This window comes from Cupriavidus sp. 2KB_3, from assembly GCF_052115685.1.
GTDB classification, from domain to species: Bacteria; Pseudomonadota; Gammaproteobacteria; order Burkholderiales; family Burkholderiaceae; genus Cupriavidus; species Cupriavidus campinensis.
The window spans coordinates 40519-62588 of record NZ_JBFRHD010000006.1 but is presented as its reverse complement, the minus strand read 5'-3'; the positions used below and the strand labels follow the sequence as shown (position 1 = coordinate 62588).

Below are 22070 nucleotides of genomic sequence, written 5' to 3'. Positions count from 1 at the left end.
TTGGCCCGGTTTTTTGTTGCGATTCGTTTGGTTGCGCTACGTTATCGCCAACGCCGCAGAAACGGGTACGCGCCCGTCATCGGTCAGCCCGCAAACCCGTTCGGATTCATGGACTGCCAGCGCCACGAGTCCTCGCACATCCGGTCGATGTCATGCTGGGCGTGCCAGCCAAGCAGTTCCTGGGCAAGCGCTGGATCGGCATAGCAGGAGGCGATATCGCCCGGCCGCCGTGCCACGATCTCGTAGGGAACGGGCCGCCCGCTCGCGCGTTCGTAAGCCTTCACCACCTCCAGGACGCTGTAGCCACGGCCGGTGCCGAGGTTAACGGTCATGCCGCGCGGCTGCTCGCGCAGGTATTTCAGGGCCGCCACATGGCCGTCGGCCAGGTCGCAGACGTGGATATAGTCGCGCACGCCGGTGCCATCCACGGTGGGATAGTCGCCGCCATAGACGCTCAGTTTCTGCCGGCGCCCGCCCGCCACCTGGGCCACATAAGGCATCAGGTTGTTGGGGATGCCGCCCGGGTCTTCGCCAATCAGCCCGCTTTCGTGGGCGCCAACCGGGTTGAAATACCGGAGATATCCGATTCGCCAGCTTTCATCCGAAATCTCGAGATCACGCAGAATCTGCTCGCCCATCAGCTTGGTCTGGCCGTACGGATTGGTCGCGGACAGCGGAAAATCCTCGAGGATCGGCACGGCATGCGGATTGCCGTAAACCGTGGCCGACGAACTGAATACCAGTTGTTTCACGTTGGCCGACTGCATCGCCGCGCAAAGCGTCAACAATCCGTTGAGATTGTTGCTGTAATACTCGATCGGCTTGCTCACCGACTCGCCAACCGCCTTCAGCGCGGCAAAATGGATCGCGCCGGAAATCTTGTGTTCGGCGAACAGCTTGTCCAGTAGCGCGCGGTCACGCACGTCACCCTCGACGAAATTGGGTGTCGCGCCGGTAATCCGTGCCAGGCGTTCGACAACCGCCCGGTTGCTGTTACAGAGATTATCGATACCGACAACGTTGTAACCCGCTTGATGCAGTGCCACCCAGGTGTGGGAAGCAATATAGCCGGTGGCACCGGTCAGCAGTAAGGTCTCAGCCATGGAAAGGGTCAGGGTCAGAAATGGGTTCGGGGGCGATGCCACGCGCCGGATCAGGCGCTTTACGCGGGGCGCTCATCATAGCCGGCGCAGGTTACGCCGAACATATCACGGCTGCATCACAGCGCCATCGTCAAGACGGCTGAGGCGCCGAATGCGCGGCCGGGGGCAGGCCGGCACGTGCCTGCCAAGCCTCATAGGCGGCGTGCAGCCGCCAGCCGGACTCCAGATCGCGCATGCCCAGCACCTGGGCCACCCTGGCCGGAGCGGTGCCGGCATCAAAGTGCATCGCGCCGCACGTATTGCGCAGCGTCTGCGGCGACGCCCGCTCGCGCCGCCCGGCCAGCACGCCGGCCTCCTCTAATAGCAACTCCACCCGACGGTAGATGGATGCCGCATGCATCGGCCGCCCGTTTGCCATCGCCGGGAAGACCAGTTCGCCGAGCGTGCCGGCGGCCGCGCGCAACGCCAGCCAGTGTCGCAGCGGCGCATCGGCGAATGGGAACAGCGGCACGGTATAGGCGCGGCCGTTGTCCGGGCGCACCATGCGCAGGGCCAGCCCGGCGCCCTCTTGCGCGCCGCCTTCCGCGTCTTCGTCCAATCCGTCGATGGTCTCCACGCGCAGCGCCCGCACCTCGGCCACCTTCAGGCCACCGCCCAGCAGCACGGCAATCAGCGCCACATCGCGCGCCCGCTTCCACTGCGTAGGCGAAATCCCGCGCGACAGGTCCGGACGCTCAAGCCCATCGGGCGACAGCACGCGCGCCACCAGCAGGTCCCGCTCGCCCGGCAGCAGGAAGGCCGTGGGGTCGTTGTCCCCCTCCGCCAGATGATTCTTCACCGCCTGACTCGCGGGATTGTGCAGATTCTGTTGCAGCAGCGACAGATGGTGGAAAACCCGCTCGATCAGCCGCGCATAACGATAGCGATGGCGCTTGTGCAAGTCCTGCGCATCGAGAAACGCGCCAATCTGGCCTGCCGACCACGTCAGCGGCGGCAAACCCTGCTCGCCGGACCAGCGCAGCAGCTTGCCCCACATCGCCCGATAGACGACGGCGGTGCCGTGCCGGAAACCGTGGCTGGCCAGCCAGCCATCGAACGCGCGCTCGGGTTGACGGTGCCAGGCGTCGAGGTCGGCATCGAACAGGGCATCGGGTTGCGGGTCGGCCCCGGAAGGCGTGGTCAAGGGCGCTCCTGAATGACGCGCCGCGAAAAAGCGGCGATGCGTGCATTGTAGACAACCCGGCACACGAAGCCACACGAGGCCGCTTGCAAAACGCCGCGGCGCCGTGATACCTTGCCATCCACTATGCAACCAGTTGCATAAATACGCGATACGATTCCCAACGACGTGATCGGAGGAGACCCGATGCGAAACCTCTCACTCGCGCCCGCCGCGGCGCAATCGCTGGATACGTGGCACACGATGATCGCCACCCACAATATGGACGCGCTCGATTCCATCGTCGCCGACGAAGTGGTGTTCCGTTCCCCCGTGGCGCACACGCCCTACCCGGGCCGCGCCGCCATCCAGCTGGTGCTGACCACGGTGAACGAGGTCTTCGAGGACTTCCGCTACCACCGCAGCTTCGTCGGTGACGACCAGGCGAGCGTGGTGCTCGAATTCAGTGCCAATGTGGCCGGCAAGGCGCTGAAAGGCATCGACATGATCCGTTTCAATGCAGCCGGAAAGATCGTCGAATTCGAGGTCATGGTGCGCCCGCTGAGCGCATTGCAGGCGCTTGGCGAGGCCATGGGCGCCCGCCTCGGCGCCCAGAAACACATCTTGCGGGGCGCCTGAGCGGCCCGTATTACCACGCATATCTTTCAGAGGAATCCCACCATGGCCCTGCCCGCCCTGCTCCAGAACCTGTCGCTGCCGGCTGTCTGCTCGCCGCTGTTCATCATTTCCAACCCCGACCTCGTGATCGCCCAGTGCAAGGCCGGCGTGGTCGGCTCGTTCCCGGCGCTGAACGCGCGCCCGGCCGAGAAGCTCGAGGAATGGCTGGACCGCATCACCACGGAACTGGCCGAGCACGACGCCAGGCACCCGGACCGCCCGTCCGCGCCGTTCGCCGTGAACCAGATCGTGCATAAGTCCAACGACCGCCTCGAGCACGACCTGGAACTGTGCGTGCGCTACAAGGTGCCCATCGTCATCACGTCCCTCGGCGCGCGCAAGGAAGTCAACGACGCCGTGCATTCCTATGGCGGCATCGTGCTGCATGACGTCATCAACAACACGTTTGCGCGCAAGGCGATCGAGAAGGGCGCGGACGGGCTGGTCGCCGTGGCCGCCGGCGCGGGCGGCCATGCCGGCACGCTGTCGCCGTTTGCGCTGCTGCATGAAATCCGGGAATGGTTCGATGGCCCGCTGCTGCTGTCCGGCGCCATCGCCAGCGGCAACGCCGTGCTGGCTGCGCAGGCCGCCGGGGCAGACCTCGCCTATATCGGCTCGGCCTTCATCGCTACGCAGGAAGCGAACGCCCAGGACGCCTACAAGCAGATGATCGTCGATAGCTCGGCGGACGATATCGTTTATTCCAACCTGTTCACGGGCGTACACGGCAATTACCTGCGCAACAGCATCGTGCGCGCAGGGCTTGACCCCGAGGCCCTGCCCACCTCCGATGCCTCGAAGATGAATTTCGGCTCGGCGAGCGTCAAAGCGTGGAAGGACATCTGGGGCGCCGGCCAGGGCGTGGGTGCGATCAAGCGCGTGGTGCCGGCCGGCGAACTGGTGCGTCGATTTGTGGAGGAATACGCACTCGCCCGCCGCCGCCTGGGGTTGGCCGAGGCAGCGCCGGCCAGCGCGGCCTCCGCGCTCGACGTAGCCTGACGGTAGCGTTTAGGCGTTGTCGCTGGCGGCCGGGGCCGCCAGCAACGGCAGCAGGTCCTTGGCCCACTTCACCCAGTCTTCCTCGTAGCGGATGCCGCGCCTGAGCAGCGCATGATGGATCTGCCGCGTGCGGTCGGCCTGCCCAGCCGCGAAATCCTTCTGCTCGATCTTGAGAAACGTCTCAAGCCGCGCCTCATGCAGCGCAATCAGCCGCGCCATCTCGTCGGCCAGTCCAAGTGGTCCGATGGCAGCATCTGCACGTAGCTTCACCAGAATTTCCTCACGCTGATCCAGCCCCAGCCCGGGGGCGAGCACCCAGCGCGCCAGTTCGTCGCGGCCAGCCGGCAACACGCGATACACCTTCTTGCGACTCTTCTTCTCCGCGCCATCCGCCTCGGCGGGCTCGCCGTTGGTCACGCTGTTGCCCTGCTCATCGGCGGCAATCCAGCCGTGATCGGCCATGCGGCCCAGTTCCCGATAGATCTGCTGGTGCGTGGCGTGCCAGAAATAACCGATGGACTTGTCGAACCGGCGCGCGAGGTCGTAGCCGGAGGACGGCTTTTCGATCAACGAGATCAACAGGGCGTGCTGGGTAGACATGAGGCGGGATCTGGGTGCGGAGGCCTGGCATGAAGGTTGCAATCCTGCCCCACGGTGAGCGGGCGGGCCGCGGTGAAGCTGCCCGGTATGGTAACGCGCAAGTCACGCGGCGTCATGCCGTTAACCCATGGGATACGCGCTTGTTGCGGCCCGGGGCATCGGCAATGCGCGCCGGCGTCTATTTATGACAATTTAGTCAATTGTCTCGAAACAGATCTAAAAAAAACGAAATGGCATTTCCCGACCGATTGCAATACATTCCAGACATTGCCACCCGCATGCGCGCGCCCCTTTGCCGGCCCAACGTTCCGCGTCATGCGTCTCCCGGGAGTTGTCTATGAACGCAAGACCGGAATTTGCCGAAGGCTCCGCCGCTGGCGAAGCCGCCGCGCCTGCCCCCGCGGCCCGCGCCCGCGCCGGTTCGGCCCCAATCTACTACCGGCTGCCCGATACGCCGGAAGGGCATCACATCAAGGAATACGCAAGCGGGCTGCGCCAGCTTGTGCGCTTTGTCGGTGTCGAGGAACAAGTGGTCAAGTACAGCCTGACCTGATTTCCCGCCCACCGGCCCGTGTCGGTTGTCTCCTCCTGTCCCTCCGGGACCTGGGATTTCTGCCCGCAACTGGTTTGCGGGCTTTTTCTTGGGCATAAAAAAACCGGCCCATCGGGCCGGTTCCCAGTACTGCTTACTGCGTACTGCGTGCTTCAGTGCTGCAACGATCAGTCCACCGTCGCGCCGGAGGCCTTCACGACCTTGGCCCACTTGGCAGACTCGGACTTCATGAAGGCGGCGAGCTGGGCCGGCTTTTCCGGGTTCGGCTCGGCGCCTTGTTCGGCCATCTGCTTCTTCACTTCCGGCATGGCGAGGATCTTCACCACTTCGGCGTTCAGGCGGTCGACGATCGGCTGCGGCGTGCCGCCCGTGGCGTACAGCGCGAACCACGACGTAGCTTCGTAGCCCGGCACGCCGGCTTCGGCCACCGTCGGCACGTCCGGCAGGGCCGGCGAGCGCTTGCCCGAGGTCACGGCGATGGCGCGCAGCTTGCCCGCCTTCACGTGCGGGTACGACGACGGCATGTTGTCGAACATCAGGCCGATCTGGTTGCCCAGCAGGTCGTTCACGGCCGGGGCGCTGCCCTTGTACGGAATATGCTGGATGTGCAGGCCGGTCATCGAGTTGAACAGCTCACCCGAGAGGTGCATCGACGAACCGCTGCCCGACGAGCCGTACGACAGCTTGTCCGGGTTGGCCTTCACGTAGGCGATCAGCTCCTTCACGTTGTGCACCGGCACCTTCGGGTTCACCACGACGATGTTCGGCACCATGGCCACGCGCGTGATCGGCGCGAAATCCTTCACCGGGTCGTACGGCAGCTTGGAGTACAGCGACTGGTTGATGGCGTGCGTGCCGATGGTGCCCATGAACAGCGTGTAGCCGTCGCCCGGGGCCTTGGCGGCCAGCGAGGCGCCGATGTTGCCGCCCGCGCCCGGACGGTTGTCCACCACCACGGGCTGGCCCAGCACCTTGCCCAGTTGCAGGCTGACGATACGCGCCAGGATGTCGGTGGTGCCACCGGCCGAGAACGGCACGATCATCGTGATCGGCTTGGTCGGATAGGTGCCCTGCGCCTGCGCGCCGCCCACGGCGGCAATGCCGGCGGCCAGTGCCACGCCAGCGGCCAGCAGGCGTCTGCGCGCCTTCGAAGGTTGATTGGTCATGCTCATCTTGTGCTCCAGGAATGAAATGCTCGCCAACGGCTGGGATAGGTGCCGCCGGCGCAAAGCTTTGAATCGCCATTTCCGCCCCGTGCCAGGGCGGGCATCTTTCTTATACGGGTGCCACGCCCAGCGTGGTTCCGCCGCAGACGTACAGCACCTGTCCGGTCACGAAACCATTCTCGGGCGAGAGGAAGAACAGCGAGGCACGCGCCACGTCTTCCGGCGTTCCCATTCGTTTCACGGCGATGCTTGCCAGGATGCGCCGTGTCTGTTCGCTGCCCTCCGGATTGCTCCGGCGGAACAGCTCGGTGGCGATGGGACCCGGTGCCACGGCATTGACGGTGATACCGTCGCCGCCCAGCTCCATCGCCAGCGTTCGGGTCATGCCAACCAGCCCGGCCTTGACCGCGGAATACACCACGCGGTCGGGCTTGCCCAGCGCCGCGCGCGAGGCCATGTTGACGATACGGCCAAAGCCGGCCGCCCGCATCGCGGGCAGGCAGGCCTGGGTGAGCAGCATGGTGGCCTGCAGCGTCAGGCCCACTACGTAGTCTAGGTCGGCCGTGGTGGCCGTGTCGGCGGTACCGGGGCGGGTGGCGCCGGCGTTGTTCACCAGCCGCGTCACGGCGAAGCGCGACGTCACCTGGGCCGCCGCCGCGCGCGTGGCGTCGGCGTTGGTCAGGTCGGCCTGGAAGAACGTCATGTTGGGGTGCGACCACGCGGGTTCCGCGTAATCGACATTGACCACCTGGGTCACGCCATCGGCCAGCAGCATTTCTGCAATGGCGCGGCCAATACCGGAACTGGCGCCGGTGACAAGCGTGGCAACGGGAAGGGACATCTCGGTACTCCGTACCGGCAACTTCAGCCGGGTCCGTCAGAAAAAGATGCGGCCAGCCGGCGAGCCCGTCGGCCCGGCCGCATTGCTCTACCTCGTTGGGGAAGAGACACCACTGAGACTTCCCATCCGGGTAAACGGCAGGAAGCGGACGAAACTTGAGGGGCGCCCGGCGCCCCTCAAGTCCGTCAGGACACGTTCAGCAACGGTCAGACGCGTTCGATCACCATGGCGATGCCCTGGCCCACGCCGATGCACATGGTGCACAGCGCGTAGCGGCCGCCGGTGCGATGCAGCTGGTACATCGCCGTGGTCACCAGGCGGGCGCCGCTCATGCCGAGCGGGTGGCCCAGCGCGATGGCGCCGCCGTTGGGGTTCACGCGCTTGTCATCGTCGGCAATGCCGAGCTGGCGCAGCACGGCCAAGCCCTGTGCAGCAAACGCCTCATTCAGTTCGATCACGTCGATCTGGTCCAGCGACATGCCCAGTTGCTTCATCAGCTTCTGGGTGGCCGGTGCCGGGCCGATGCCCATCACGCGCGGCGCCACGCCGGCGGTTGCCATGCCGACGATGCGGGCACGCGGGGTCAGGCCGTGCTGCTTCAGGCCGGCCTCGCTGGCCAGCAGCAGCGCGCAGGCGCCGTCGTTCACGCCCGAGGCGTTACCGGCGGTAACCGTGCCGTCGGCACGAACCACGCCGCGCAGCTTGGCCAGCGCTTCCATGCTGGTGGCACGCGGGTGTTCGTCGCGCTCCACCACGATGGCGTCGCCCTTCTTCTGCGGGATCGTGACGGCGGTGATTTCCTGGGCCAGCGTGCCGTCGGCCTGGGCGCGGGAAGCCTTCTCCTGGCTGCGCAGCGCCATCAGATCCTGGTCTTCGCGGCTGATCTTGTAGTCCGTGGCCACGTTCTCGGCGGTCTCGGGCATCGAGTCCACGCCGTAGGCGGCACGCATCGCCGGGTTGATGAAGCGCCAGCCGATGGTGGTGTCGAAGATCTGCGCATCGCGCGAGAAAGCCGAGGCAGCCTTGCCCATCACGAACGGGGCGCGGCTCATGCTTTCCACGCCGCCGGCGATCATCAGCGTGGCTTCGCCCGACTTGATGGCGCGCGCGGCCGTGCCGGTGGCGTCCATGCCGGAGCCGCACAGGCGGTTGATGGTGGCGCCGGGCACGGCCTCGGGCAGGCCCGCCAGCAGCGACGACATGCGCGCCACGTTGCGGTTGTCCTCGCCGGCCTGGTTGGCGTTGCCGTAGATCACGTCATCGATGGCGGACCAGTCCAGGTTCGGGTTGCGTGCCATCAGGGCGCGCAGCGGCACGGCGCCGAGGTCGTCCGCGCGCACCGCGGACAGGCTGCCGGCATAACGGCCGATGGGGGTACGGATGGCGTCGCAGATAAAGGCGTCGGTCATGTTCTGTCTCACTCGTCTTTGGTATGGGTCAGGCGGCCACGGGTTGCAGCAGCGGCACGCCGGTCAGGCGCTGGAGTTCGTCGAAGGTGAGGCCGTCGACGAGGTCGCGGGCGACCAGGCCGTCCGGCGTCACGTCGATGGTCGCCAGGTCGGTGTAGATCCGCGTGACGCAGCCGATGCCCGTCAGCGGGTAGGTGCACTCGCGCACGACCTTGCTTTCGCCCTGCTTGGTCAGGTGTTCCATCATCACGAACACCTGCTTGGCGCCGATGGCCAGGTCCATCGCACCGCCCACGGCGGGGATGGCGCCCGGCGCGCCGGTGTGCCAGTTGGCCAGGTCGCCGGTCTGCGAGACCTGGAACGCGCCCAGCACGCAGAAGTCGAGGTGACCGCCACGCATCATCGCGAACGAGTCGGCATGGTGGAAATAGGAGCCGCCGGGCTTGATCGTCACCGGCTGCTTGCCGGCGTTGATCAGGTCGCCGTCTTCCTGGCCGGGCGCGGGCGCGGGGCCCATGCCGAGCAGGCCGTTTTCGCTCTGGAGCAGGATTTCACGGTCGGCCGGCAGGTGGTTGCCCACCAGGGTGGGCAGGCCGATGCCGAGGTTCACCACGGCACCGTCGGGAATGTCTTGGGCCACGCGGGCGGCCATCTGGTCGCGGGTCAGGCGTTGCATTGTGATCTCTCCTTGGCTTCAGGCGGCTTGATCGGCGTTGGCGGCCTGGGCGGCGCCATCGATCTTGACCACGCGCTTGACGAACAGGCCCGGCGTGACGATGTGCTCGGGGTCCAGCTCGCCCAGTTCGGCGATGTGGCTCACCTGCACGATCGCGCATTTGGCGGCCATGGCCATGATAGGCCCGAAGTTGCGGGCGGTCTTGCGGTAGGTGAGGTTGCCCCAGCGGTCCGCCGTGTCGGCCTTGATCAGCGCGAAGTCGGCGTGGATCGGCGACTCGAACACATAGCCCTTGCCGTCGATGATGCGGGTTTCCTTGCCTTCGGCCAGCGGGGTGCCGTAGGCAGTGCGGGTGAAGAACCCGCCGATGCCGGCACCGGCGGCGCGGATGCGCTCGGCCAGGTTGCCCTGCGGCACCAGTTCCAGCTCGATCTCGCCGGCGTGGTAGAGCGAGTCGAACACGTACGAATCCACCTGACGCGGGAACGAGCAAATGATCTTGCGCACGCGCTTGGCCTTGAGCAGCGCGGCCAGGCCGGTGTCGCCGTTGCCGGCGTTGTTGTTGACGATGGTGAGGTCGCGTGCGCCTTGTGCGATCAGCGCGTCGATCAGCTCGGCCGGCATGCCGGCCATGCCGAAGCCGCCAATCAGGATCGTGGCGCCGTCGTGGATGCCGGCCACTGCCGCTTCCACCGAGTCATATAGCTTGTTGATCACTTGCGTTCCAGTACGGAAAAGTCCGGCAGCGAAGGCCGGGACCAGCCGCAAGGGGGCGGCACGCAAAACTGTCTCCGGCGTCATGCAGGACGGGGCGTCCGCGCCGTCTGTCCCATGCTAGGCATGGTGGCGGGCGCAGACCGGGTCCAACAATCTTGGTGTTGTCTTGGCGGCCGTCTGGGCGGCCATGAGTGCATCTGAAACCTGCGAATCCTGCAAAATAAGTTCGCTATTCGAACTCCAATTCGCAGACTGAACAAAGGTTACACCCGGCGCGGAAACAGGGTCAAGGCGGCCCGACCCGTGGCGGGCGATAATCGCACCCCTCGGCGCGGGGGCGCCGCCATCCCTTCAGGGTAGACGCAGGACGGCCTGGCTGCCGCTTACGCCGGGGCGTACCTCCAACCGCACATCAATGCGCTCGCGCAGCTCGGTCACGTGCGAAATGATGCCGACCAGCCGGCCGGCCTGCTGGAGATCGAGCAGCGTGCGGATCGCGAAATCGAGGCTTTCCGGGTCCAGCGTGCCAAAGCCTTCGTCCACGAACAGCGTGTCGAGCTGGATGCCGCCGGCACGCGACTGCACCACATCGGCCAACCCCAGCGCCAGCGACAGCGAAGCGAGGAACCCCTCCCCGCCAGACAGCGTATTGGCGGGCCGCGCGCTGCCGGTGTCGTGGTCGAACACCTCCAGGTCGAGCCCGCCCGCCACGCGCTGGTCGCCCTGCTCGCGCACGCGCTGCAAGGCGTAGCGGCCCCGGCTCATGCGCATCAGCCGCAGGGACGCCGCCTCGAGCACCTCGTCCAGCAGGGTGGCCAGCACAAAGCGCTGGAACGTCATGCGGCGCGGATTGTTGCCGTTGGCCACCTCCGAGAGCCGGCCCAGCACGGCGTAGCGCGCCTCCACATCGCGGCTGTCCTCAGCCAGCGCATCGAGCAGGGCCTGGCATTGCAGCAGCGCGTCGCGCGCGGCGGCGAGTTCGGTGCGCTGGCGGATGGCATCCTCCAGCTGCACGGCCGCGGTGTCGCGTGCGGCCAGCAGCGCGGGCAGGTCCGGCGCGGCGATGGCCTGGGCGATGGCGGCGGTGCGCGCGCGGTGCTCGGCAGCGGTGGCCAGGTCGATATCGAAGCGGCGCACGGCCTCGTCGAGCGCGGCAATGGCGTCCGGCGCGAGCGTGGCGGCTGCGTAGGCCGCGACATCGGCGAACCCGGCCAGCGCCAGCGCATCGGCCAGCTCGGTGTCGCACTGGACCGTGCGCGCGTCGGCCTGGGCCACGTGCTGTTGGGCCGATGCCAGCGCGGCATTGTTGCCGGAGAGCGTCGTCGCCGCCTGCCGTTCCGCGGCCTGCGCCACCTGCAACGCCGCTTCCAGCGCGCCGGCGTGGCGGCGGGCCGCTTCGAGCGATGTGGCGATGACATCGGGGTCACGCGATTCCGGCGGCACCAAAGCGCTCGCGGCCTGCCATTCGCCCTCGCGCTTGGCCTGGTCCTGCGCGGCGGCGCGCGCCTGTGCATCGACGGCGCTGGCGGCGGCCTCGGAGGCTGCAAGCGCCGTCCGGCCCTGCGTGGCTGCCGCTTCCAGTTCCTGCGCACGGCGCGCTGCGGCCTCCGCCTGCGTCACGGCGGCGGTCAGCGCGGCCACGTCGGCCTCCAGCCGGCGGGCACCGTCCTCCGATACATCGTCGATGGCCTCGGCGATATCGGCCAGCCGCTGCTGGGCCTGCGCGACGTCCGCGTCAGCCTTCTGGCGTGCCGCCGTGGCCTCGGCGAGCGCCTCGTCGGCACGCTGGAGCGCGGCGCGGCTCGCGTCGAGGTCGTCATCGGTCACCAGCGCCAGCACCTGCTGCGCCAGCGCCGGATGGTCAGTGCCGCCGCACACCGGGCAGGCCTCGCCACGATGCAGGCCAGCGGCCAGCCGCGCCGCCTGCCCCACGCGCCAGGCGGCTTCGGACTGCGCCAGCGCGGCCCGCGCGGCGTCGCGCGCGGCACCGGCCCGGGTCCATTGCGTCTGGGCGGCCGTCTGCGCCGCGCGCAGCGGCGGCAGGGCAGCTTCCACCTGTCGATATTTGGCGATGCGCGCCAGGCGCTCGCGCGCGTTGTCGCGCTGCAGCCGCGTGGCGTCGAGCGGGGCGGCCGTGGCGCGCGCCTGCGCCAGCGCCTCGTCCAGCGCCTGCTGACGCTTGGTGCCGGCATCCAGCGCCTCCACGGCCCTGGTGTGGGCCGCCTGCGCTTCGGTCAACGCGGCGTTGGCCTGCGCCAGCGCGTGTTGCAGCAGGCCAAGCTGCCGCGCGCGCGGCAGCAGGTCTTCCAGCGCCGTGGCGCTGCGCTGGGCCGCCTCCCGCTCCCCGGCGCGCGCCTGTTCGGCGCGCAGGGCCACGGTGGCGGCGTCCGCCTCGTGCCGGGCACGCGCGGCGGCGGCCTCGGAACGGGCCAGCGCCTCGCGGGAGGTGCCCTGCTCGCGGCGCGCCGCCTCGGCGTTGCGCGCCACTGGCGTCACGTGCGCGGCGCGCTGGGCCGCGCGCAGCCTGTCCCGTTCCGCATCCTTCGCCGGCACGCGGGCGTTGAGCTGCGCGAAGGTCGCCTCGGCCTCGTGCCACGCCTTCAGGTTCGCCTGCTCCATCTCGCCCTTGCGCAGCGACGCCTGCGCCGCCTCGCTCGCGGCGCGGGCCAGCGCTTCACGCTGTTGCAGGTCGAGCAGCGCCTCCTGCTGCGCGGCGATGCGCTCTGCCAGCGCATCCGTCGACGGCAACCCGTGCCCCTCCAGGTGCGTGCGGCGGCGCAGTTCAATCTGCTCCGCCTCGCGCCGGATGCCCGCCGCCTGATCCTTGAGGTGCTCCTCCACGCGCCGATACAGCTCGGTGCGGAACAGCCGCTCCAGAATGGCCTGCCGCGCGCGCGAATCCGCCGTCAGCAGTTCGCGGAAGCGGCCCTGCGGCAGCACGATCACCTGCCGGAACTGCGCGCTGTCGAAGCCGAGCAGGTCGCGCACGGCATCGCCCACGCGGTTCGGCTGGGTCGCCTTGCTCCGCCAGCCGTCGTCCATCATCACGTCCAGCTGCGCCTTGGCGGCCTCCTTGACGAAGCCGCCGGCGGCACGCTGGCTCGGCCGGTCCTGCGTGGGCGAGCGCGTCACCCGGTAGCGCGTGGCGCCCAGGCAGAATTCCAGCGTGACTTCGGTACGCAGCGCCGGGTCGGCGTTGGCGCTGCGCATGTCCTGGGGGTTGCGCTCGCCGCCCGAGGTGTCGCCGTACAGCGCGAAGCAGATTGCATCGAGCAGCGTGGTCTTGCCCGCGCCCGTGGGGCCGTGGATCAGGAAGAACGCCTGATCGCCCAGCTTTGTGAAGTCGATGGTCTCCGTGGCCGCGAACGGGCCGAACGCCTGGAGCGTCAGGTGCAACGGTTTCATGCCGATTCCCTTTCCGCCGCGGCCATGTCGGCCAGCAGGTCGTCCAGCGTCCGGCGCTGATCGCCGTCGAGATCCGCGTCCGCTACCTCGCGGAAGAAGTTGGCGAACAGCGTGCCCGTATCGAGTTCCCGCAACTGCCGCCCCGCCGCGCTGGCCTGCCCACTGCGGGCCAGCACGGTGCGCTCCATCGCCAGCGCGTTGGGGTAGACCTGGCGCAGCCGCGCCATCGGGTCCAGCAGCGCGCCGGTATCGGACAGCACTGCATAGATATAGTCGTCGCGGCACGCGTCATCCATGCCCTGCGCCAGCAGCGTGGCCAGCTCGCCCTGCAGCACGCGCAGGTTGCGCAGCGGCTGGAGGGCGATCGGCTCGATCGTCACCTGCCCGGCGCCGTCGATCTCCACCAGCGAGACCGACTTCATGTGCTCGGCTTCCGACAGCGAGTACTTGAGCAGCGAGCCCGAGTAGTGCACCCGCTCGCCGATGGTCTGGGGCCGGTGCAGGTGGCCCAGCGCGACGAAATCGAAGCCGGCAAACACCTCTGCCGCCACCGCCCCGCTGCCGCCGACGGACAGCGGCCGCTCCGACTCGCTCACCGCCCCGCCCACCACGAAGGCGTGGGCCACCGCCACGGCACGCACGCCGGGCGTGTGGGTGGCGCGGATGGCGGCCAGCTGTGCCTGAAGCGCCGCTTCGTGGCTGGGCAGATCCAGCCCGAGCGCATCGCGCACGGCGGCCGGCTCCGCGTAGGGCAGCGCATAGATGCGCACTTCGCCATGGGCGTCGTGCAGCGTGACGCAGCTGGCCTGCGGGCCGGTGCGCCCCGCCACGTGCAGCCCCTGCGCCGCCATCAGGCGGGCGCCGAAGCCCAGCCGGTGCGCGCTGTCATGGTTGCCGGCGATCATCACCACGGGCACGCCCGCGTCCACGACGATGCGTGCCAGCACGTCGTCCAGCAGCGCCACGGCCTCGGGCGGCGGCACGGCGCGATCGTAGACATCGCCCGCGATCAGCACGGCGTCTGGCCGTACGTCACGGACCAGCGCGACGAACTGGTCGAGCACATGGGCCTGGTCTTCGAGCAGGCTGCGGGCGTGGAACAGCCGACCAAGATGCCAGTCGGCGGTGTGGAGAAAACGCAATCTGAGTCCTTCGGCGCCGTGGCGCGAGAAGCACGGCCGGGCCGCGCGGTCCCGCATCATAACGTTGTGGACCCCCGCCCCGCATCCCCCAGTCTTCCGTTGTGGGTCCGCCCTTGTGGGTCCGCGTCAAGTGGGTCCGCGTCAAGCGGGCTCCGCTTCGCTGTCGGCGATCTGGAACTTGCGCATCTTCTCCCACAGCACCTTGCGGCTGATGCCGAGGCAGGCGGCGGTGTCCTGCCGGCGCCAGCCGTTGGCGTCCAGCGCCGCGATGATGCGGCGGCGCTCCTCGGCGTCGCCGCGCGGGTCGGCGCGCTCGGTGCCGTCAAAGGCACCCGGGCGCAGCGCGCGGAACAGCGGACGGATGCGCGCCTCGTCCCAATGGCCGCACTGCTGCACGGTGATGCCAATCCGCTCGGCCAGGTTGCGCAGTTCCCGCACATTGCCGATGAAGAACGCCGTGCCCACCGCGCCGCGCAGCCAGTCCGGCAGGGGCGGCAGGGCGTCGAAGCCGGCCGGGCCGAGCATATGGCGCAGGAAGGAGACCAGCAGGCCTACCTTGTCCGCCGCGCCCCGGTCCTCCAGGCTGGGGATGCGCAGCTCGATCACGGCCAGCCGGAAATAGAGGTCGGCGCGGAAGCGGCCCTGGCTCACCGCCTCGCGCAGGTCCTTGTTGGTGGCGGCCACGAGCCGGAAGTCCAGCTTCACCGGCATGGTCGAGCCCAGCCGCGTCAGCGCGTTTTCCTCCAGCACGCGCAGCAGCTTGACCTGCTGGAACAGCGGCAGGTCGCCGATTTCATCGAGGAACAGCGTGCCGCCGGTAGCCTGCTCGAAGTAGCCCCGGTGGGCGAACATGGCGCCCGTGAACGCGCCTTTGGCGTGGCCGAAGAACTGGGACTCGAAGAGGCCGTCCGGAATCGCCCCGCAGTTGACGGCAACGAACGGCCCCTTGCCGTAGCTGGTATTGCGCTCGTGGAACAGCCGCGCGATGCGCTCCTTGCCGGCGCCGGTCTCGCCATACAGCATCACGTTGCTGCCGAAGTCCGCGTAGGTATCCACCTGCGACATCAGTTGCAGCATGGCCGGGGAACCGGCGACAAGGTCGGCCACGTCCGGGCCGGTGGCGGCGGCGGCCAGCAGTTGCGGCATCAGCTTGCCGATCTGCGTGCGCAGGTCGGCGCCGGTGAAGTCGTGCGGCAGGATGTGCGCGTACTCGGGCGGAAAGCGGCCGGGGTCGTTCTCCCGGTCCGGCGCGCCGACCCAGATCACCGGCATGCCGTGGGCGGCCTCCCAGTCGAGCGTGAACTTGGCCGCGCCGATGGCCGAGGCGCTGATCACGGCGATGCACGGCTTCACGCGCGGCTCGGCGGGCAGCGCGTCCAGCGCGCCGGCGCGGATCACCTCCACGCCCAGCGGCGTGAGGAAGCGCGCCACGCGGTCGGCAATCTCGTACTTGCCTTCCCAGACATAGACTTCCAGGGTCTCGTAGGCCCAGCGGTCGGCTTTCATGATGGTTCGGTTCTTCAGTAGACCAGTTCGGCGTTGTTGCAATCGACCCCGTTCAGCCACAGGTCGGCATTGCCGAGCCGGATGCCGAGCGTGGACGTCAGCGGGGTGAGCAGGGCGTCCAGCAGGCCTGCGATGGGGGGCAGCAGGATGTCCAGCAGACCGCCGACGTCCAGCGAGATGCCCAGCCCGCCAAGGCCCACCGTCACATCGGGGTTGAGATTGCGGATCATGTCCGTGATGGCACGGGACAGCGGCTTGGTCGATGACGTGGAGGCGCTGCCGCCCGGCGCCAGCACGACGTTGTTGAGCGGGCTCATCGGCGTGACGTCCGGCTTGGGATTGGCGACGAGCCTTGTCGACGGCACGCCAAGCAGCTTCACCACAGCCAGATCCACCGGCGTCGCCGCCGGCGCGCACTGCGGCTTCGTCCCATCGGCCACGCAGGTGGTCAACACGTCCGTGGTGACGTTGACGGTGGCGCGCCGCTGCGCCGGGTTGGCCGCGCACTGGACGTTGGTCAAATCGCCCCGGGCCTGCGCCACGCGCAGCCAGACCGGCAGGTTGACGTCCGCGCTGGCCAGCCCCAGCACCGGGAGGTTGGCCTTCACCGCCAGCCAGAGCCCCAGTTGCGCGGTGGTGGCCGTGGTCTGCCACGTGCCGCCGGGCAACTGCCGCGCCGGCCCCACCGCCACCTGCGGCGGTTGCACGATATAGAGCTTGCCGCCCACCGTGCCGAGCCCGACGTTGACTGCGATCTTGTCGAGGTCGATGGCACTGGTGCCGCGCGCCACATAGGCCGCCGTGGTCAGCAGCGACGCCACGTTCACGGCCACCTCCGCCGCCGACGAGGCCGCCGGCGTGAGCACGCCCAGGTCGAGCATCTTCGCCAGCGAGACCGTGGTGCCGATGCCGCTCACCCCCAGCTGCGTCACCGGACTGCCCAGCGCCGCGTTCAGCAGCGCGCTCTTGCCCGCCGCGCCCAGCACCAGCGCATAGAAGTCCTGGATGGAGAGCGTGGCATTGAGCAGTTGGTCGATGGTGCCCACGCCGGCTTGCAGGCGCAATTGCTCAAGCGTGACGTTGGCGCCGACCAGCCCGCTCCAGTCGAGCACGGACAAAGACACCGTGTTGCCGAGCAGCAGGCCGAGCATGCCGCTGGCCGTGGACACATCGAGCAGGCCGCTGCCGAGCGTGAACGACGCCACGGGCGGGCTGCCGGCCGCGATGGCCTCCGCGCGCAACTGCCGGGACGCCGTGCCGGGGATGACGAACAGCACCGGCACCGTATAGGTGGCCTGCACGCGCACCGCGTTGGGCGAGACCGTGGCGGCCGGATAGGCGGGGTTGAAGTGGCGCACGCTGTCGCCGTTGGCCGGGTTGGCGGGGTCCCACAGGCCCAGGCAGGCGCGCAGGCCATCGGCGGCGCCGCCGGCTACGTCGGCGCAATCCGCGCTCACGCCCGACGCATAGCCGTTCTGCGCCGCCGCCGCCGTCACGCTGCCGAGCACGCTGGCCGTGGTGGCGGGCAGGTCGGCGGCACGCTTGAGCTGCTGCGCGCCCGAGAGCGCGGCCAGGTCGACCAACTTCTGCAACTGGCGCTGGCTGTAGAACACATGGCCGACGTCGATCGACACCAGCGCGGCAATGCCGACCGTGGCGATGAGCAGCGCCGCCATCAGGCTGACGGCGCCGCGCGCGTGGCGATGGGCTCGGAGCGGACGCATGGCTGTGGCCTTACTGCCCGTTGCGCGCGGGGGGCATATTGCTGCCGCCACCGCGCAGCGGGCTGCCGGTGGCCTGGCTGGTGAAGAACTCCGGCAGCTCGTAGCGGAAGCTGCGCATATACCGCTCATAGCCGATGGCGGCCTGCTCGCCGCCCAGCGGGATGGCCGCGCCGGCCAGCGAGCCGTTGCGCTGGATCTCCAGCAGCGTGCGCGTCTGCTGGCCGACCGGGAGTTGCGCGGGAGCCGGCTGGGGCTCGGCGGTCTGGGCCGACACTGGGGCGGTGGACAGCAGCGCCAGCAGCGCCAGGTAACGGAAAGATCGGCGGATGTTCATCGTGCGTCTCCGGAAGCGATGGCGATGGCGTTGGCCGGGGCCAGCAGCGCCAGCGGCTTGGTGGCGGGTGGGCGCTCGTGGGCCAGCGCCGCACGCGCCACGCGCTCGCCCTCCTTGCGGACGGCGGCCCGCGTGGTCTCGGGCATGGCGGCGCGCTGCATCATCGCGTTGGCCTCGGCACGCTTGCCGCTCGCCCACAACCACACCGCCGCGTTGCTGACGATGCGCGGATTGCTGCCGTCCAGCTGCAACGCCTGCATCACCGGAATGCGCGCGTCCTGCAAGGCGCCGCCGCGCATCAGCGCGTAGCCGAGGTCGTTGGCCACCTGCGGGTTCACCGGATCGAGCGTGGCGGCCTGCCGCAGCGAAGCGGCGGCGCGGATGAAATCGCCCTGCCGGCCCAGCACCAGCCCGATGCCGTGATGCGCGGCGGCAGCGCGGTCGGTGCCCAGCAGCGCGCGGTAGGCGGCCAGCGCCGCGTCGTCCTGGCCGGTTTCGCGCAGCGCGGCGGCGCGCATCAGCTGCAGGCCCGGCTGGGTGCCAAAGCGCTGCTGGAAGGCGTCGATATGAGCCAGCGAGGCGAAGTACAGGCCCTCCTGCTGCATCCGGGCAATCAGGCCGAGGTAGACAGCCTGGTCGTTGTACTCGGCGCGGGCCTCCTTGTCGCGCAGCTTGGACAGCGCGATCTGCGCCTCGGCCTGCTGCGCCAGCGCGTCGGCGCTCTGCTGGCCTGGGCTCGCGCAGCCTACCTGCAGCAGCGCCACCATCACAGCCGCCATCATGGCGATCATCGGTTTCGTCATTCAGTGCCCTCCGTTCATGCGCGCCAGCATGCGAATCACGCCCAGGAAGCCCGGGCCGGCGGTCAGGATCAGCAGCACCGGCAGCAGGCTGACCACCATCACCCCGGTCATCTTCACCGTGAGCCGGCCAATCTTGTCCTTCATGCGCGCCTTGCGCGCGGTCTGCAGCCGCTCGCCGAACTGGCGCAGCGGCTCCTGCACCGCGCCGCCGTGGCGGTCTACCTGCGTCAGCAGCGTAATCAGGCCCTTGAGGTCTTCATCGTCGAACAGCTTGCCGATGCGCTGCAGCGTCTGCTCGCGCGAGCGGCCCGAGGCGAACTGCTGGTTCGCGCGCTGCAGCTCGGGGCCGAGCACGTGCAGCATGCTGCCGAACTCGACCACGATGATCTGCAGGCTCTGGTCGATGGACAGCCCCACGCCCTGCAGGAGCCGCAGCATGTCGATCAGCACCGGCAGTTCGTCGGCCACCCGCGCCTGCCGCTGTCTGGCGCGGCGGCGCAGGGCCAGCTTGGGCAGCAGGAAGGCCACCGCGAAGGTGGCGAAGCTCCAGCCGATGGCGCCTGCCAGCGACACCGGCAGCCGCCAGACGAAGGCCGCCAGCGCCAGCGCAACCGGCACCGCCACGCGCAGCCCGCCGAACACCGCGCGCGGGCGCACGCCGTAGTAGCCGCACTGCTCCAGCAGCCGTTGCTCCTCGGCGGTGACCACGGCGCGGCCCAGTTTCGAGGTGAGCCAGGTCTCGCTGAGGCGCCCGCCCAGGGTGGTGGAACCGGGGTTGGCGCTGGGATTGGGAGCGGAGGCCGGGGGGGACGCCGATGGGGACGCCGGCGTGGCCGCCGCGCGCACCGCCTGACGGTCCAGCGCGGCGTCGAGCGTGCGCGTGGCGGCACGGCGCTGGCGCCATTGCCGTACCAGCGGCCACGCCAGCAGCCCCGCCGCGCCGGCGGCGGCCAGCAGGCTCATCGAGAGCAGGGAGGTCATGTCGATCGTCACATCCATGCGCGCGCCCTCATATCGACTTGGCCAGCCGGTAGAGCAGCAAGGCGCCGACCACCTCCAGCCCCAGCGCGGTCAGCAGCATCGCCTTGCCCATCGGGTCGCGCCACATCAGCAGGATGTAGCCGGCGTTCATCACGAACAGGCCGCCCGCCACCACCAGCGGCAGCAGGCCCAGCACCCACGCCGACAGGCGCGTCTCCGCCGACAGCGCCATCAGCTCGCGCTGCGCTTCCTCGCGGTCGCGCATGAAGGTGGCGGTGCGCTCCATCACCACATCGGCCCGGCCGCCGTAGCGCACGGACAGGCGCAGCACCGACGACACGATCACGAGTTCGGCAAGATCGTAGGCGCGGCCCACCATCAGCACCGCCTGGTCGAGTTCCTTGCCGGCGCGCTGGAGGTGGATGGCCTGCACCAGGCACTGGCGCAGCGGCGCCTCGGTGTTCGCCACGGAATTCTGGAATGCGGCCGGCACGCTGCTGCCGATGGTCATCAGCCGCACCACGCCATCGAGAAAGCCCGGCAACTGGCGCAGCATCTTCTCCCGGACGCGCCGGATGCGCACCCAGAGCACGAAAGCGGCCAGCGCCACGCCCGTCACCAGCATCGCCGCCGCGCCTAGCGCGCCACCGATCAGCCCGCCGAACAGCACCAGCGTGGCCACCGGGCCGCCCCAGCGCAGCGCCGTGGCGCGCGTGGGCGCGAGGTCGGCGCGGCGCAGCAGGTCGGTCCAGCGGCGGCGCAGGTCGCGCGCGCCCGCTTGCGGGGCCGGGTCGGTGGCGGTGGCGTAGCGCGCCCGCACCTGCTCCGTCTGGGCGGCGAGATGGGCGCGCGCGTGTTCCGCCTGGCCGCGCGCGCGGGCCGTGGCGAGCAGCAGCAGCCCGGTGCCGAGCAGCACCAGGGCGACGGCGGCGATGAGCAGGCCGGCGACCGCCATCTCAGAGATCGAACCGGTCATCGAGCCCGAAGTTCGCGGGCCGCATGCGCGCGAGCTTGGGCGAGTGCGGCAGGATGCCGAGCGACTGCCAGCGGTCGGCCTCGGTGCCGTCGGCGTTCTGCACCGGCTCGTGCCGGTAGAGCTCCTGCGTGGAGATGATGTTGTCGCCCAGGCCGGTCACTTCGGTGATCGACAGGATGCGGCGCTTGCCGCTCGACAGCCGGCCAATCTGCACGATGAAGTCGATGGCGTTGGCGATCTGCCGGCGCAGGCTCACCTCGCTGCCCTGGAAGCCGGCAAAGCCGGCCAGCATCTCCAGCCGGTACAGGCATTCGCGCGGGCTGCTGGCGTGGATCGTGCCCATCGAGCCATCGTGCCCGGTGCTCATGGCCTGGAGCATCTCCAGCACCTCGCCGCCGCGCACTTCGCCCACGATGATGCGGTCTGGCCGCATGCGCAGGCTGTTGCGCAGCAGGTCGCGGATGGTCACCGTGCCGGTGCCCTCGAACCCCCCCGGCCGGCTCTCCAGCCGCACCACGTGCGGGTGGTTGAGCGCCAGTTCGGCGGTGTCCTCGATGGTGATCACACGTTCGGTGGCCGGCACGAAGGTGGCCAGCGCGTTGAGCAGCGAGGTCTTGCCGGAACTGGTGCCGCCGCTGACCAGGATGTTGCAGCGGGCGCGCACGGCGGCCTCCAGCAGCTCGCAGATCTCCGGGCTCATGGTGCCCAGCGCCTGCAGGTCGGCCGGCGTCAGCGGGTCCTTGCGGAACTTGCGGATGGACACCACCGGGCCTTCCAGCGCCAGCGGCGGGATGATGACGTTGATGCGCCCGCCGTCCGGCAGGCGCGCATCGACCATCGGGTTGGACTCGTCCAGCCGCCGGCCAATCGGCGCCAGGATGCGGCGCACGATGCGCAGCAGGTGCCCGCCATCGGCAAACCGCACCGGAATCCGCTCCAGCACGCCGTGGCGGGACACGTAGACGTCCATGTGCCCGTTCACGAGGATATCTTCCACGGCCGGGTCGTTGAGCAGGTCCTCGATGGGGCCGAAGCCGGCCAGCTCCTTGGTCAGCGCCTCGGCAATCTGGCGCAGCTCGGCCTCGTTGATCGGGATGCGGCGCAGCCGGGTGAAGCTCTCCAGCTCCAGGTCCACGAAACGATGGATCGCCGTGCGCGACCATCGACCGAACTCGGCGCCGAGTTCCTCGATGCGCGTGAGCAGGTGCTCGTGCGCCGCTTCCTTGATGGTGTGGAACTCCTGCGAGACAGGAAACGGTGCGGCGGCGTTGTCCGAAAATTCGATCGCTTGGGTCATG

At 69.1% G+C, this 22070-nt stretch carries 20 protein-coding genes; 3 read left to right on the top strand and 17 right to left on the bottom strand.

Translation table 11 applies throughout. From position 1 onward, the window contains the following. Window positions 1–83: 83 nt before the first annotated feature. Together galE and AB4120_RS07770 are read right to left on the bottom strand one after the other, a co-directional pair. Window positions 84–1103 (bottom strand): UDP-glucose 4-epimerase GalE, encoded by a 1020-nt coding sequence (galE, locus tag AB4120_RS07775; RefSeq protein ID WP_149139363.1) that lies wholly within the window; start codon window positions 1101–1103, stop codon window positions 84–86. A 130-nt stretch (window positions 1104–1233) separates the two neighbouring features. Further along, the gene (locus AB4120_RS07770) at window positions 1234–2286 is read right to left on the bottom strand and encodes a tyrosine-type recombinase/integrase (protein ID WP_149138673.1); all 1053 of its coding nucleotides are present in this window, start codon (window positions 2284–2286) and stop codon (window positions 1234–1236) included. Window positions 2287–2469: 183 nt separating this feature from the next. Here AB4120_RS07770 and AB4120_RS07765 point away from each other — a divergent pair, with 183 nt between their 5' ends. Both AB4120_RS07765 and AB4120_RS07760 read left to right on the top strand, forming a co-directional pair. Continuing rightward, a complete protein-coding gene (locus tag AB4120_RS07765) occupies window positions 2470–2901 on the top strand; it encodes a nuclear transport factor 2 family protein (RefSeq protein ID WP_441642122.1) in 432 nt (143 codons plus the stop codon). A 42-nt stretch (window positions 2902–2943) separates the two neighbouring features. Further along, window positions 2944–3939, top strand: coding sequence for an NAD(P)H-dependent flavin oxidoreductase (locus AB4120_RS07760; RefSeq protein ID WP_149138671.1), 996 nt, complete (start codon window positions 2944–2946; stop codon window positions 3937–3939). Between the two features lie 9 nt (window positions 3940–3948). On the opposite strand, the gene AB4120_RS07755 is transcribed toward AB4120_RS07760, so the two are convergent. After that, the gene (locus AB4120_RS07755; protein ID WP_149138670.1) at window positions 3949–4539 is read right to left on the bottom strand and encodes a PadR family transcriptional regulator; all 591 of its coding nucleotides are present in this window, start codon (window positions 4537–4539) and stop codon (window positions 3949–3951) included. 337 nt (window positions 4540–4876) lie between these two features. On the opposite strand from AB4120_RS07755, the gene AB4120_RS07750 reads away from it, so the two are divergent. Continuing rightward, entirely contained in the window at window positions 4877–5092 is a 216-nt protein-coding gene (locus AB4120_RS07750; RefSeq protein WP_144199821.1) for a hypothetical protein, read from the top strand. A gap of 167 nt (window positions 5093–5259) precedes the next feature. Here AB4120_RS07750 and AB4120_RS07745 read toward each other — a convergent pair whose 3' ends face one another. The 14 genes from AB4120_RS07745 to AB4120_RS07680 form a co-directional block, all read right to left on the bottom strand. Further along, window positions 5260–6264, bottom strand: a complete 1005-nt coding sequence (locus AB4120_RS07745; RefSeq protein WP_144199819.1) for a Bug family tripartite tricarboxylate transporter substrate binding protein — start codon at window positions 6262–6264, stop codon at window positions 5260–5262. A 103-nt stretch (window positions 6265–6367) separates the two neighbouring features. After that, on the bottom strand, window positions 6368–7099 hold the full coding sequence (locus AB4120_RS07740; RefSeq protein WP_144199817.1) for an SDR family NAD(P)-dependent oxidoreductase: 732 nt from the start codon (window positions 7097–7099) through the stop codon (window positions 6368–6370). A gap of 206 nt (window positions 7100–7305) precedes the next feature. Next, window positions 7306–8508, bottom strand: a complete 1203-nt coding sequence (gene pcaF, locus AB4120_RS07735; protein WP_149138669.1) for a 3-oxoadipyl-CoA thiolase — start codon at window positions 8506–8508, stop codon at window positions 7306–7308. A 28-nt stretch (window positions 8509–8536) separates the two neighbouring features. Continuing rightward, window positions 8537–9184 (bottom strand): CoA transferase subunit B, encoded by a 648-nt coding sequence (locus AB4120_RS07730; protein WP_149138668.1) that lies wholly within the window; start codon window positions 9182–9184, stop codon window positions 8537–8539. Between the two features lie 18 nt (window positions 9185–9202). Continuing rightward, window positions 9203–9901: a 3-oxoacid CoA-transferase subunit A gene (locus AB4120_RS07725; RefSeq protein WP_149138667.1), complete on the bottom strand. Its 699-nt coding sequence runs from the start codon at window positions 9899–9901 to the stop codon at window positions 9203–9205. A gap of 351 nt (window positions 9902–10252) precedes the next feature. Then, complete coding sequence (locus AB4120_RS07720) at window positions 10253–13306, bottom strand: AAA family ATPase (RefSeq protein WP_149138666.1); 3054 nt, start codon at window positions 13304–13306, stop codon at window positions 10253–10255. Then, window positions 13303–14448, bottom strand: coding sequence for an exonuclease SbcCD subunit D (locus AB4120_RS07715; RefSeq protein ID WP_149138665.1), 1146 nt, complete (start codon window positions 14446–14448; stop codon window positions 13303–13305). Before AB4120_RS07715 ends, AB4120_RS07720 begins: the two co-directional genes overlap by 4 nt. Before the next feature lie 141 nt (window positions 14449–14589). After that, a complete protein-coding gene (locus tag AB4120_RS07710; protein WP_149138664.1) occupies window positions 14590–15954 on the bottom strand; it encodes a sigma 54-interacting transcriptional regulator in 1365 nt (454 codons plus the stop codon). A gap of 14 nt (window positions 15955–15968) precedes the next feature. Continuing rightward, entirely contained in the window at window positions 15969–17678 is a 1710-nt protein-coding gene (locus AB4120_RS07705; RefSeq protein WP_441642121.1) for a TadG family pilus assembly protein, read from the bottom strand. Between the two features lie 10 nt (window positions 17679–17688). Beyond that, window positions 17689–18012, bottom strand: a complete 324-nt coding sequence (locus AB4120_RS07700; RefSeq protein ID WP_441642120.1) for a DUF3613 domain-containing protein — start codon at window positions 18010–18012, stop codon at window positions 17689–17691. Further along, the gene (locus tag AB4120_RS07695; protein ID WP_262389729.1) at window positions 18009–18815 is read right to left on the bottom strand and encodes a tetratricopeptide repeat protein; all 807 of its coding nucleotides are present in this window, start codon (window positions 18813–18815) and stop codon (window positions 18009–18011) included. The genes AB4120_RS07700 and AB4120_RS07695 overlap by 4 nt, the downstream gene beginning before the upstream one ends. After that, window positions 18816–19802: a type II secretion system F family protein gene (locus AB4120_RS07690; RefSeq protein WP_149139361.1), complete on the bottom strand. Its 987-nt coding sequence runs from the start codon at window positions 19800–19802 to the stop codon at window positions 18816–18818. 22 nt (window positions 19803–19824) lie between these two features. Then, the gene (locus AB4120_RS07685; RefSeq protein WP_149138663.1) at window positions 19825–20751 is read right to left on the bottom strand and encodes a type II secretion system F family protein; all 927 of its coding nucleotides are present in this window, start codon (window positions 20749–20751) and stop codon (window positions 19825–19827) included. Window position 20752: 1 nt separating this feature from the next. Continuing rightward, window positions 20753–22069 (bottom strand): CpaF family protein, encoded by a 1317-nt coding sequence (locus tag AB4120_RS07680; RefSeq protein ID WP_441642119.1) that lies wholly within the window; start codon window positions 22067–22069, stop codon window positions 20753–20755. Window position 22070 lies beyond the last annotated feature (1 nt).

Bases quoted from the DNA above. Each gene is read 5' to 3' on its own strand.
- AB4120_RS07705 (WP_441642121.1), bottom strand. From the start codon at position 17,678: ATGCGTCCGCTCCGAGCCCATCGCCACGCGCGCGGCGCCGTCAGCCTG.
- AB4120_RS07765 (WP_441642122.1), top strand. From the start codon at position 2,470: ATGCGAAACCTCTCACTCGCGCCCGCCGCGGCGCAATCGCTGGATACG.
- AB4120_RS07720 (WP_149138666.1), bottom strand. From the start codon at position 13,306: ATGAAACCGTTGCACCTGACGCTCCAGGCGTTCGGCCCGTTCGCGGCC.
- galE (WP_149139363.1), bottom strand. From the start codon at position 1,103: ATGGCTGAGACCTTACTGCTGACCGGTGCCACCGGCTATATTGCTTCC.
- pcaF (WP_149138669.1), bottom strand. From the start codon at position 8,508: ATGACCGACGCCTTTATCTGCGACGCCATCCGTACCCCCATCGGCCGT.
- AB4120_RS07680 (WP_441642119.1), bottom strand. From the start codon at position 22,069: ATGACCCAAGCGATCGAATTTTCGGACAACGCCGCCGCACCGTTTCCT.
- AB4120_RS07710 (WP_149138664.1), bottom strand. From the start codon at position 15,954: ATGAAAGCCGACCGCTGGGCCTACGAGACCCTGGAAGTCTATGTCTGG.
- AB4120_RS07695 (WP_262389729.1), bottom strand. From the start codon at position 18,815: ATGACGAAACCGATGATCGCCATGATGGCGGCTGTGATGGTGGCGCTG.
- AB4120_RS07745 (WP_144199819.1), bottom strand. From the start codon at position 6,264: ATGAGCATGACCAATCAACCTTCGAAGGCGCGCAGACGCCTGCTGGCC.
- AB4120_RS07685 (WP_149138663.1), bottom strand. From the start codon at position 20,751: ATGGCGGTCGCCGGCCTGCTCATCGCCGCCGTCGCCCTGGTGCTGCTC.
- AB4120_RS07700 (WP_441642120.1), bottom strand. From the start codon at position 18,012: ATGAACATCCGCCGATCTTTCCGTTACCTGGCGCTGCTGGCGCTGCTG.
- AB4120_RS07760 (WP_149138671.1), top strand. From the start codon at position 2,944: ATGGCCCTGCCCGCCCTGCTCCAGAACCTGTCGCTGCCGGCTGTCTGC.
- AB4120_RS07750 (WP_144199821.1), top strand. From the start codon at position 4,877: ATGAACGCAAGACCGGAATTTGCCGAAGGCTCCGCCGCTGGCGAAGCC.
- AB4120_RS07740 (WP_144199817.1), bottom strand. From the start codon at position 7,099: ATGTCCCTTCCCGTTGCCACGCTTGTCACCGGCGCCAGTTCCGGTATT.
- AB4120_RS07755 (WP_149138670.1), bottom strand. From the start codon at position 4,539: ATGTCTACCCAGCACGCCCTGTTGATCTCGTTGATCGAAAAGCCGTCC.
- AB4120_RS07730 (WP_149138668.1), bottom strand. From the start codon at position 9,184: ATGCAACGCCTGACCCGCGACCAGATGGCCGCCCGCGTGGCCCAAGAC.